Raw genomic sequence first — 11,166 nt, 5'->3', positions numbered from 1 at the left:
ATCCGGCGGTGGTGAAACTCTCCGGGGCGATCGACGACAATCGCGCGCCGCGCGCGGTGGCCGACGCGATTTCGGCGCTGGTCAATCTCGGCTACGGCCAGCCGCAGGCGGCGGCCGCCGTCGCCGCAGCGTCCCGCACGGCCGGTGAGGATGCCGAGACGGCGCAGCTGATCAAGCTCGGCCTGAAGGAGCTGTCGAAGTGAGGATCACCGACGCCGACCGCGCGCTGATCGACGCCGCGATTGCGGCGATCACCAAGCGCTATCGCAATGATTGGCAGGAAGTCGGTGCCGCGCTGCTGACCCGCACCGGCAAGCGTTATGTGGCGGTCAATCTCGATGCGTATCTCGGCCGGATGGCGGTGTGCGCCGAAGCGGTTGCGCTCGGCCAAGTGATCACCGAGCTTGGGGAAGCCGGGATCGACACCATCGTGGCGGTCCGTCATCCCAAGCCGCACGAGGCCGACCGCGAAGTCCGCGTCGTCTCGCCCTGCGGCGCCTGCCGCGAACTGATCTGGGACTACGACCGCAACGCCCGTGTGCTGGTGCCCGGACCAGATGGTGTCGAAGCCGTTGGGATCAGCGATCTGCTGCCGAACAAATACAGCCGGGAGCGGGTGTTGTGAATGTGTTGGCCGACGAGATCATCCCGACCGCAGTGCGCTCCCTCTCCCGCCTGCGGGAGAGGGCTGGGGTGAGGGTGACGCAGGCACAGTGCCCGTGGACCCCCACCTCCGACCCCTCCCCGCAAGGGGGAGGGGAGCGCTCAGTGCTCGGCGGCATGGTACACTTCCCCCATGACTGAACCTTCCCGTCTCGTTACACCCGAGCGCCGCGGTGATGACCTCGGCGATGCGGCGCTGCGGCCGCAGAATCTGTCCGAGTTCGTCGGCCAGCAGCAGGCACGTGCGAATTTGCAGGTGTTCATCGACGCCGCGCGCAAGCGCAAAGAGGCGCTGGATCACGTGCTGTTCGTAGGTCCCCCGGGGCTCGGCAAGACTACGCTGGCGCAGATCGTGGCGCGCGAGCTCGGCGTCGGGTTTCGCGCGACGTCGGGCCCGGTGATCGCCAAGGCCGGCGATCTCGCAGCCTTGCTGACCAATCTCGAAGAGCGCGACGTGCTGTTCATCGACGAGATCCACCGCCTCAGCCCGTCGGTCGAGGAGGTGCTGTATCCGGCGATGGAGGACTTTCAGCTCGACTTGATCATCGGCGAAGGTCCGGCCGCCCGCTCGGTGAAGATCGACCTGTCGAAGTTCACGCTGGTCGGCGCCACCACGCGCGCCGGCCTGCTCACCAACCCGCTGCGCGACCGCTTCGGCATTCCGATCCGGCTGAATTTCTATACGATCGAGGAACTCGAAAGCATCGTCACCCGCGGCGCTCGTGTGCTCGGCACGCCGATCACGGCGGATGGCGCCAACGAGATCGCCCGCCGCGCCCGCGGCACGCCGCGCATCGCCGGTCGGCTGCTGCGCCGGGTCCGCGACTTTGCGTCGGCTGCGGATGCCGAAGCGATCGACCGCGCCATCGCCGACCACGCGCTTGGCGCGCTGGAAGTCGATAGCGCTGGCCTCGACGCGATGGATCGACGCTACCTCACCACGATTGCGCTCAACTATGGCGGCGGCCCGGTCGGCGTCGAGACGATGGCGGCGGCGCTGTCCGAGCCGCGCGACGCCATCGAGGACATTATCGAGCCGTATCTGATCCAGTGCGGCTACCTGCAGCGCACCCCACGCGGTCGCCTGCTGACCGACCACGCCTTCCGCCACCTCGGCCTCGCCGCCCCCTCGCGCGATCCCGCGCAGTTCGGGCTGTTTGGCGATACCGGGGACCAAGAGTAGCATCAACGATGACCGACGCTCGCTTGCATCATCATTCCCTCGACGGCGCCATCATCGATGGCGCTCACCACATGCACGTCCGGGTCTATTACGAAGACACCGACTTCTCCGGCATCGTCTATCACGCCAACTATCTGCGCTTCATGGAACGGGGGCGGACCAATTATCTGCGGCTGCTCGGGGCGGCGCAGAGCGAGTTGTTCGCGGAAGCCGAAAGCGAAACCCCGGGCTTTGCCTTCGTGGTGCGGTCGATGCAGCTCGACTTCCTCAAGTCGGCCAAGATGGACGACCTGCTCGAGGTGATCACCCGGCCGGTCGAAGTCCGCGGCGCGTCGATCACCATGCAGCAGCAGATCAAGCGCGGTGATCTCGTGCTGATGGAGGCCAAGGTCAAGGTTGCGTTCGTCTCGGGCGGGCGGGCGAGGCCTATCCCAATACCACTTCGGGTCGCCATGAAGGCGGACGTCGCCTGACGCCGTCGGGGGCGGAAGTTGCCTGTTTCCCGAGCTAGGGCGCTCCGGAATTTGATGTTACAGGGGGCGAGCCGGAAGCTCGAACCCCTCGGACATCTTGATGAGTGATACGCCCCATAGGATTGTTATCGTCGGCGGCGGCGCCGGTGGCCTGGAACTCGCCACCGCGCTCGGCAACAAATACGGCAAGTCGGACGCCGTCCGGGTCACCTTGGTCGACCGCAGCCGCACCCACATCTGGAAGCCGCTGCTGCATGCGATCGCTGCCGGTTCGCTGCGTCGCTCCCAGCACGAGCTGAACTATCTGGCCCAGGCGCACTGGCACGGCTTTCACTACCGCCTCGGCGAGATGAATGGTCTCGACCGCGCCCGAAAAGTCGTCAAGCTGGCCCCTGTGATTGATGACGAGGGCCGCGAGATCAATCCGGAGAGTGAGCTCGGTTACGACACTCTGGTGATTGCGATCGGCAGCGTCACCAACGATTTCGGCACCCCCGGTGCCCGCGAGCACGCGGTGCCGCTGGAGACGCCGGAGCAGGCGTCCCGCTTCAACAAGCGGATGGTCAACGCCTGCCTGCGCGCCCAGCATCAGCACACGCCGATCGAGCCCGGCCAGCTCCACGTTGCGATCATCGGCGCCGGCGCCACCGGCACCGAGCTTGCCGCCGAGCTGCATCACACCGCGCGCGAAATCATCGCCTACGGCCTCGACAAGATCGATCCGGAGCACGATCTCAAGATCGTGCTGATCGAAGCCGCGCCGCGCATTCTCCCGGCGCTGCCGCCGCGGATCTCGGAAGCGACGCTCAAGCTGCTGCTCGATCTCGGCGTCGAGGTGCGCACCGGCGCCCGCGTGGCAGAAGTGCTGGATCATGCGGTCCGTCTGGCCGACGGCGAAGTGATCCCGTCGGAGCTGGTGGTGTGGGCCGCCGGCGTGCGTGCGCCGGATTTCCTCGAAGGCATCGATGGCCTGGAGACCAACCGCATCAACCAGCTGGTGGTCCGTCCGACGCTGCAGACCACCCGCGACGACAATGTGTTCGGAATGGGCGACTGTGCCGCCTGCGCAATTCCCGGCTACGAGAACGGCGTGCCGCCGCGGGCGCAGGCCGCTCACCAGGAAGCCGAATTCATGCTGGAGCAGATCGAGAAGCGGCTGAACGGCGAGCCGCTGGGAGAGTTCCGCTATCGCGATCTCGGCTCGCTGGTATCGCTCGGCAAGTACTCGGCGGTCGGCAATCTGATGGGGTCGCTGGTCGGTAAGAGCTTCCTGATCGAGGGCTATTTCGCCCGCTTCATGTATCGCTCGCTGTACAAGATGCACGAAGCCGCGCTGTACGGCCGCGGCCGCACGCTGCTCAGCGTGCTGTCCGGCTCGACGCGGCCCACGCCTACGGTGAAGCTGCATTAGCCTGCCCAGCGGCCTGTGGGTCGCCCCGGTGTCTCCCGGACAGCCTGTGCGTCCGCCGTCGGTTAGATTGGCGGCGTAACGGCTGATTCGGGCGCACAGGGAGGCGAGGCGTGACCAGAGGAGTGCAGTCTCGCGAGGTGCCGCTGATGGGGCAGGGCGAGCGCGATTTGCGGCTCGATTTCCTGCGCGGCGTCGGCCAGTGGATGATCTTTGTCGATCACATCCCGTACAATTTCCTCAACTGGTTCACGCTGCGCAATTACGGCTTCTGCGACGCGGCCGAGTTCTTCGTCTTCATCTCCGGCTACTCGATCGGGTTCGCCTATGGGCCGGCGGTACGTGCCGGCGAAATGGTCGCGGCGACCAAGCGGCTGTGGACCCGCGCAGCCCAGCTCTACGTCGCGCACATCTTCCTGTTCCTGTTCTTCACCGCGCAGATCTCCCGCGCGGCGCGTCGGTTCGACAATCCGATGTACAAGGACGAGTTCAACGTCGCGCAATTCCTCGAAAATCCCGACGTGATGATCCAGCAGGCGCTGCTGCTGAAGTACAAGCCGGTCAATCTCGACGTGCTGCCGCTGTACATCGTGCTGGTGGTTGCCGCACCGCTGATCCTGTGGGGCCTGCTGCGCCGGCCGCATCTGACGCTGGTGTGCTCCGGTGTTTTGTATTTCGCGTCCCGACACTTCGGCTGGAATCTGCCGTCGTTCCCTGACGGGCACTGGTACTTCAATCCGTTCGCCTGGCAGTTCCTGTTCGTGTTCGGCATCTGGTGCGGTTTCGGCAATGGCCCGCAGATCCGCCCCTGGGTGAAGTCGCTGCCCAATCAGTTGCTGAGCTGGACGATCGTGCTGGTCGCGCTGGTGATCGCGCTGTCTTGGAATTTCGAAGCGCTGTACGGCCTCGTGCCGGAATCGATCGGCAAGATCCTGTACCCGATCGACAAGACAAGTCTGGCGCCGGTGCGGCTGATCCACTTCCTGGCGCTGCTCGCGATCGTCATAAAGCTGCTGCCGCCGGATCTGCCGGCGCTACGCTCGGAGCATCTACGCCCCATCATCCTGTGCGGCCAGCGATCGCTGCCGGTGTTCTGCTTCGGTGTGATCCTGGCTTTCACCGCGCATTGGATCCTGGTCCAGGTATCGAGCAGCATCGCGATGCAGATCCTGGTCAGCGTCGGCGGCATCGGCCTGATGACCGGCGTGGCCTGGGTTGCGACCTGGTACCGGACTCTGCCGACGCTGGTGACGGTTCCTCCTACCGTGCCGGTCGAACACCACGGCGAAGAGCGGACAGACCACACGCACAAGATCACTGCCGCCGAAACGGAGCCATCGACGACCGAGCGTGCTTGACTCGTTGTACCGATCGGTACAGTCTCGCTGCGTTCCGTTCGCAGTGGAGAAGTCGTCATGTCGCGTCCGCCGTTGCCGCCGTTCACCCGCGAGACCGCCGCCCAGAAGGTGCGGATGGCCGAAGACGCCTGGAATTCGCGTGATCCCGCGCGAGTGTCGCTCGCCTATACGCCCGACAGCCGCTGGCGGAATCGCGCCGAGTTTCTGCAAGGCCGCGACGCGATCGTCGAATTCCTGACCCGCAAATGGGCGAAGGAGCACGAATACCGGTTGATCAAGAACCTCTGGGCGTTCGACGGCCGGTTCATCGCTGTGCGCTTCCAATACGAGTGGCACGATGACGCCGGGCTTTGGTATCGCTCCTATGGCAACGAGCAGTGGGAGTTCGACGACGATGGGCTGATGCGGCGGCGCGAGGCCAGCATCAACGACGTCGCGATCAGCGAGAGCGACCGCCGCTTCCATTGGCCGGCGCCCGGTCCGCGTCCCGACGATGTACCGGGGCTCGCCGCAGAGCCGTTCTAAGACCGTGTCGGGAGAGACATGAAAGACCGCGCCACCCTTCTGCCGCTGCTCGGCGAAGTATTTCGGACACACGGCTACGAAGGGGCTTCGCTGGCGCTGATCACGGAGGCGACGGGGCTCGGCAAGGGCAGCCTGTATCACTTCTTCCCCGGCGGCAAAAAGCAGATGGCCGAAGAGGTGCTGGCTGAGATCGATGGCTGGTTCGAAGCCAACATCTTCGCGCCGTTGCGTGATCCGGCCGATCCTGGCGCCGCCATCGCGGCGATGCTCTCGGGCGTCGACGAGTATTTCCGTTCCGGGCGTCGCGTCTGTCTGGTCGGCGTGATTGCGCTCGGCCATGCGCGCGATGAGTTCGCCGCGCCGGTGAACGATTATTTTGCCCGGTGGCAGGACGCGCTGGCGGCATCGCTGCGCCGTTACGGCCTATCGGCCGCCGCCGCCCGGCGCCGCGCCGAGGATGCGGTGCTGTCGATCCAGGGCGCTCTCGTGCTGGCGCGTGCACGTAATGACGCAGCCGTATTCACCCGCGCGTTGTCCGAATTGAAGGCGCGACTGCTGGCGTAGCCTTCGTCTCTCTCTCTCTGCGCACTGAACAACGGGTGAGGGCACACCGCTCAGCGAGGCACTGAGTCAGTGCTTGCGACGCCCCCACCCCAGCCCTCTCCTGCAAGCGGGAGTGGGAGCGCGCAGCGACCTTGAGTTCGCTGATGGCTTCACTCGACCACTCTCCCCGTGCACGGCCCAACCGCTGCCGCCGAATGGAACCGAGATGCCGCCTTGGTCGGCGCAAACTTCTCCGCCATGCTGTCGGCCAAGGACGACGATGATCGTCTTACAGCCGAGGGAGACGCACGCCATGCTCTACGCCATCCTTTGCTATCATGACGAGAATTTCGTCGGTTCCTGGAGCCGCGAAGAAGATGCCGCCGTGATGGAGAAGCTCAGGGCCGTGCACGGCAAGCTCGCCGATGCCGGGCGGCTCGGGCCGGTGGCGCGGCTGCTGCCGACCACGGCGGCGACGACATTGCGCAAGGATTCGGAGCCGCCGGTGGTGATCGACGGTCCGTTCGCCGAGACCAAAGAGCAATTGCTCGGCTTCTACGTGGTCGAATGCGAGGACCTCGATGGCGCGCTCGACGTTGCGCGCGATCTCGGCCGCGCCAACCCGGGTGGGGCTTATGAAATCCGTCCGATCGGATTGTTCATGCCGGGGACCACGCAGCCATGACCGATCTCGCCTGGATCGAGACCGCGATCACCGCCGCGCGGCCCCAGGCGATCGGCGCGCTGCTGCGCTACTTCCGCGATCTCGACACCGCCGAGGAGGCATTCCAGAACGCCTGCCTGCGGGCGCTGAAATCCTGGCCGCAGAATGGGCCGCCGCGTGACGCTGCGGCTTGGCTGATCATGGTCGGCCGCAATGTTGCGATCGACGATCTGCGCCGCGGCAAGAAGCAACAGCCCCTTCCCGATGACGCGGCGATTTCCGATCTCGACGATGCCGAGGACGCGCTCGCCGAGCGGCTCGACGGCTCGCATTATCGCGACGACATTTTGCGGCTGCTGTTCATCTGCTGCCACCCCGAGCTGCCGCCGACGCAGCAGATCGCGCTCGCACTGCGCATCGTCTCGGGACTGACGGTGCCGCAGATCGCGCGGGCGTTCCTGGTGTCCGATGCGGCGATGGAGCAGCGCATTACCCGCGCCAAGGCCAAGGTCGCGCGGGCCGGCGTGCCGTTCGAGAGCCCCGGCGCGGTCGAGCGCGCCGAGCGCCTCGGCGCAGTGGCCGCGATGATCTACCTCGTCTTCAACGAGGGTTATTCGGCCGCAGGCGAGACCGCCGGGGTTCGCGCGCCGCTGTGCGAGGAAGCGATCCGGCTGGCGCGGCTGCTGCTGCGGCTGTTTCCGTCCGAGCCGGAGATCATGGGGCTGACGGCGCTGATGCTGCTGCAGCACGCCCGGGCGCCGGCGCGGTTCGATGCCGGCGGCGAGATCGTGCTGCTGGAAGATCAGAACCGCAACCTGTGGAACGCCACCATGATCGCCGAGGGGCTGGCACTGATCGATAAGGCGATGCGTCACCGCCGCACAGGTGCGTATCAGATCCAGGCCGCGATCGCGGCTCTGCACGCCCGCGCGCCGCGTTACGAAGACACCGACTGGGCGCAGATCGATCTGCTTTACGGCTCGCTCGAAATCCTGCAGCCATCACCCGTGATCACGCTCAATCGCGCGGTGGCGGTGGCCAAGCTGCGCGGACCGGAGGCGGCGCTGGCGATGATCGAGCCGCTCGAAGCGCGGCTCGGCAGCTACTTTCACTATTTCGGTGCCAAGGGCGCGCTGCTTCTCCAGCAGGGACGCGGTGATGAAGCCCGCGTCGCCTTCGATCGCGCGATTGCGCTCGCCCGCACTCCCGCCGAGGCCTCGCACATCCGGATGCATCTCGATCGGCTGATGCAGGAGAGCGAAGCCGCGGGGCGTGCCAGCGCGTAGGCTTCGTGTCGGCCCGACGACTAACTGGTCTTGCGTTCGCCGCGTAGCGACGGCAGGCCGATGCCGGCGGCGTCGAAGCCGCCGTCGACCGCCAGGATCTGCCCGGTGATGTAGCTGGAGCGATCGCTGCACAGGAAGAAAATCGCCTCCGCCAGCTCTTCCTCGAGGCCGTAGCGCGCCATCGGAATCGCGTCGCGATAGTCCGACCGGATGTCCTGCGTGTGGACCTGCTTGGCCATTGCGGTATCGACTGGGCCGGGCGCGACGCCATTGACGCGGATGCCGAGCGCCGCAAGTTCGACCGCGCATTGCTTGGTGAAGTGGGCCAGCCCCGCTTTGCTCGATCCGTAGGCGACGCGCAACGTCGAGGCACGCAGCGATGAAATCGACGTGATGTTGACGATGGCGCCGCCGCCGGAATCGCGCATCAGCGGCACCGCGGCCTGGGTCATCAGGAACGGACCGGTGAGATTCACGTCCATCACCCGCTGCCATTCGTCCGGGGTCGTCTCCATCAGCGGCTTGAACACCGCGATCCCGGCGTTGTTGACGAGCGCATCGAGGCGGCCAAACCGCTCGGTGACGGCCGCGATATCGCGCGCCACCGACTCGCGATCGGCAACGTCACAATGCAGCGCGATGGTGCGGTCGGGCAGGGCCAGTGCCTGCATCGCGGCGCGCAGCCCGTCATCGTCGCGGTCGAGCAGCGCCACCGACCAGCCGTCGGCGAGAAAGCGCTTGGCTGCAGCGAGTCCAATGCCGCGAGCGGCTCCGGTCACCAGCGCGACATGGGGCGAGGATGCGGTCATGGGCGTTCCAATCATGCGAAAGCGGGGAGGTCAGACGTGGAAGGTCGAGGCTTCACATGCCAGCGCCGTGCCATCGCTGTCCAGCGTGGCGCGCCGTCGCGGGCGATCGCGCGTGGGAACAAGTCGACGACATCTGGTTTACATCGAACTGAAATACAACTTCGCGTCCAGGCGGGCACGACACCGCCTTTGAGGTTTGGGAGGTTTTGTATGCAAGACGAACTCGAAGAGCGGATCCGCCATCGCGCGCGTGAGCTGTGGGAGGCCCAGGGCCAGCCGGAGGGGCGCAGCGACGAATTTTGGCTGCAGGCGGAGCAGGAAGTCCGCGGTGAGAAAGAAACTTACGATCGGCTGAAGTCGGACCCCAGCATCACGACCAATAGCTGATCTTTACGAAGCCGAAGCGCCGCCCGGTTGTTGTGCCGGCGGCGCTTCGTTTGTCGGCACCTCGCGTTGCGTCAACGCACGTAGAACACCACGCCGGCGATCGTCAGCAGCGCTGCGGCGGCGAGCAGATGAGCCATCGCCCGCGAAGCAGCGAGTTTGGTAGCGTCGTTCATGCGGTTCTCTCCCCAGTCTGCAGAGCCGTTGCTGCGGCCCGCGGGCATCACGATCGGAGATGACCTGCACCGCGCAGGCACAGCCCGGCGACGATGCGCCAGACCTGATCGTTGATGAGATACGCTGAACACCCCGCGACGACCATTCGCACTTAGAGTCCCCACTCTGCGAATAGTGACGTTCGACAGGCTGGTGGCTCAATGCGGCGGCAATTTGTCGGCGGTTTGGTGCGCTGACGTGCGCTGCACTGCAAATCTTTCGCATCGTATGTCGGCGCGTACTGTGACCGATCGTCTTCAAGCTGCCAATCCAATCGAGCAGGGAGAGTGATGATGCGTTTCATGATGCTGATGATCCCGAAGGGGTACGAGTCGGCGCAGCCGGGCGTGATGCCGGATGCCGCCGCCGTCGCCGCGATGATGAAGTACAACGAAGCGCTGCAGCAGTCGGGAGTACTCATTACTTGCGACGGTTTGCATCCGCCCTCGATGGGCGCTCGCGTCAGCTTTGATACCGGCCAACCGGTCGTGACCGACGGCCCGTTCGCCGAGGTCAAGGAAGTTCTCGGCGGCTACTGGATGATCGAAGTTGCGTCGCGGGAGGAGGCGATCGCCTGGGCGACGCGCTGCCCGGCCGGACCGAACGAGATCATCGAGATCCGGCAAGTGCAGGAGATGGCCGATTTCCCGGCCGACGTGCAGGCCGAAGCCGCCGGCTTCGAAGCCATGCAGGCGGCCGCCCGGCGTTGAGGCCGCACCTCGTGGCGGCGGGTCGATCGATCCGCCGCTGGGCCTGCTATTGGCGGCGCCTCGCTCCCACCCGGGCAACTGGGTTAGTGACCTTTACACCGCCCTCATGTAAGACCCCTTCACATGAGCTGGCGCAAGGAACAGGGCCGCGCCGAGCGCGGCTATCATCACGGCAATCTGAAGGAAGCGCTGCTGCAGGCGGCGCTCGGGCTGATCGCGGAGAAGGGCCCCGGCGGCTTTACCTTCGCCGATGCCGCGCGGATGGCCGGCGTCAGCCCGGCGGCGCCGTATCGCCACTTCCGCGACCGCGACGAGTTGCTGTCGAACATCGCCCAGCGTGGTTTCGAGCTGTTTGAGCAGGTGCTGGCGAAAGCCTGGGACGACGGTCGTCCTGACACCGTCACGGCGTTCATGCGGGTCGGGCGAGCCTATCTGGCGTTCGCCCGCAACGAGCCGGCTTATTACTCGGCGATGTTCGAGTCCGGCGTTCCGATCGACGTCAATCCGATGCTGCTGACCGCCTCGGAGCGTGCTTTCAACGTGATCCGTGCCGCCGCCGAACGGCTGGCGGCCCTGACGCCGCAGGGCGTCACCCGGCCGCCGGCCCTGATGATGGCGCTGCACATCTGGTCGATGTCGCACGGCATCGCCTCGCTGTTTGGCCGGGGTGATGGTGCCCGCCGCAAGCTGCCGATGGCTGCCGAAGACCTGCTCGAGGCCGGCGTGCTGATCTATCTGCGAGGGCTCGGGTTCTCGACCGACTCCGCCGCTGCTGCCGAAAAGCCCGCAGAACCAAAGCGGTCCGGTCCGTGGGGCCCGGCCGCTTGAGGGCCGTGCTCACCGCAAGGTGAGCCCTGCGGCGAAAAATCCGCCAAACCTCCGACCGCTGTTGCTTGACAAACTGCTGGAATGCTCCAAGTATGTAAATGTTATTTACATTCACA

Annotated in this window: 13 protein-coding genes and 1 pseudogene; 13 read left to right on the top strand and 1 reads right to left on the bottom strand. The window is 65.7% G+C overall.

The window, feature by feature from the left end:
• The 10 genes and pseudogenes from DY467_RS05775 to DY467_RS05730 all read left to right on the top strand — a co-directional run.
• Window positions 1-203 (top strand): annotated as a pseudogene (locus tag DY467_RS05775) (Holliday junction branch migration protein RuvA); the annotation flags it as partial.
• A complete protein-coding gene (locus tag DY467_RS05770) occupies window positions 200-625 on the top strand; it encodes a cytidine deaminase (protein WP_164634527.1) in 426 nt (141 codons plus the stop codon). The pseudogene DY467_RS05775 and the gene DY467_RS05770, both read left to right, overlap by 4 nt.
• 171 nt (window positions 626-796) lie before the next feature.
• Window positions 797-1,846, top strand: coding sequence for a Holliday junction branch migration DNA helicase RuvB (ruvB, locus tag DY467_RS05765; RefSeq protein WP_107343262.1), 1,050 nt, complete (start codon window positions 797-799; stop codon window positions 1,844-1,846).
• An 8-nt stretch (window positions 1,847-1,854) separates the two neighbouring features.
• Entirely contained in the window at window positions 1,855-2,319 is a 465-nt protein-coding gene (gene ybgC, locus DY467_RS05760) for a tol-pal system-associated acyl-CoA thioesterase (protein ID WP_107354479.1), read from the top strand.
• 100 nt (window positions 2,320-2,419) lie between these two features.
• Window positions 2,420-3,730, top strand: coding sequence for an NAD(P)/FAD-dependent oxidoreductase (locus tag DY467_RS05755; RefSeq protein WP_164634525.1), 1,311 nt, complete (start codon window positions 2,420-2,422; stop codon window positions 3,728-3,730).
• A gap of 110 nt (window positions 3,731-3,840) precedes the next feature.
• Window positions 3,841-5,085 carry an OpgC domain-containing protein gene (locus tag DY467_RS05750; protein ID WP_349627611.1) on the top strand — a complete coding sequence of 415 codons (1,245 nt, stop codon included), beginning with the start codon at window positions 3,841-3,843 and terminating at the stop codon, window positions 5,083-5,085.
• Between the two features lie 57 nt (window positions 5,086-5,142).
• Window positions 5,143-5,610 carry a nuclear transport factor 2 family protein gene (locus DY467_RS05745; protein ID WP_164634523.1) on the top strand — a complete coding sequence of 156 codons (468 nt, stop codon included), beginning with the start codon at window positions 5,143-5,145 and terminating at the stop codon, window positions 5,608-5,610.
• 18 nt (window positions 5,611-5,628) lie between these two features.
• Window positions 5,629-6,174 carry a TetR/AcrR family transcriptional regulator gene (locus DY467_RS05740; protein ID WP_164634521.1) on the top strand — a complete coding sequence of 182 codons (546 nt, stop codon included), beginning with the start codon at window positions 5,629-5,631 and terminating at the stop codon, window positions 6,172-6,174.
• 292 nt (window positions 6,175-6,466) lie between these two features.
• A complete protein-coding gene (locus DY467_RS05735; RefSeq protein WP_164634519.1) occupies window positions 6,467-6,838 on the top strand; it encodes a YciI family protein in 372 nt (123 codons plus the stop codon).
• Window positions 6,835-8,103: an RNA polymerase sigma factor gene (locus DY467_RS05730; RefSeq protein ID WP_164634517.1), complete on the top strand. Its 1,269-nt coding sequence runs from the start codon at window positions 6,835-6,837 to the stop codon at window positions 8,101-8,103. Before DY467_RS05735 ends, DY467_RS05730 begins: the two co-directional genes overlap by 4 nt.
• 20 nt (window positions 8,104-8,123) lie before the next feature.
• On the opposite strand, the gene DY467_RS05725 is transcribed toward DY467_RS05730, so the two are convergent.
• A complete protein-coding gene (locus DY467_RS05725) occupies window positions 8,124-8,912 on the bottom strand; it encodes an SDR family NAD(P)-dependent oxidoreductase (RefSeq protein ID WP_107343269.1) in 789 nt (262 codons plus the stop codon).
• A gap of 210 nt (window positions 8,913-9,122) precedes the next feature.
• Between DY467_RS05725 and DY467_RS05720 the strand changes: the two genes are divergently transcribed.
• From DY467_RS05720 to DY467_RS05710, 3 genes are all read left to right on the top strand, one after another.
• Window positions 9,123-9,299 (top strand): DUF2934 domain-containing protein, encoded by a 177-nt coding sequence (locus DY467_RS05720; RefSeq protein WP_107343270.1) that lies wholly within the window; start codon window positions 9,123-9,125, stop codon window positions 9,297-9,299.
• 506 nt (window positions 9,300-9,805) lie between these two features.
• Window positions 9,806-10,222 carry a YciI family protein gene (locus DY467_RS05715; protein WP_164634515.1) on the top strand — a complete coding sequence of 139 codons (417 nt, stop codon included), beginning with the start codon at window positions 9,806-9,808 and terminating at the stop codon, window positions 10,220-10,222.
• A 123-nt stretch (window positions 10,223-10,345) separates the two neighbouring features.
• Entirely contained in the window at window positions 10,346-11,050 is a 705-nt protein-coding gene (locus DY467_RS05710) for a TetR/AcrR family transcriptional regulator (RefSeq protein ID WP_164634513.1), read from the top strand.
• Window positions 11,051-11,166: the final 116 nt, after the last annotated feature.

It is taken from the genome of Rhodopseudomonas sp. BR0G17 (assembly GCF_010907025.1).
GTDB lineage: Bacteria > Pseudomonadota > Alphaproteobacteria > Rhizobiales > Xanthobacteraceae > Rhodopseudomonas > Rhodopseudomonas palustris_H.
Note: the sequence above shows the minus strand (reverse complement) of the source record. Positions and strands in the feature narration are given on the sequence as shown.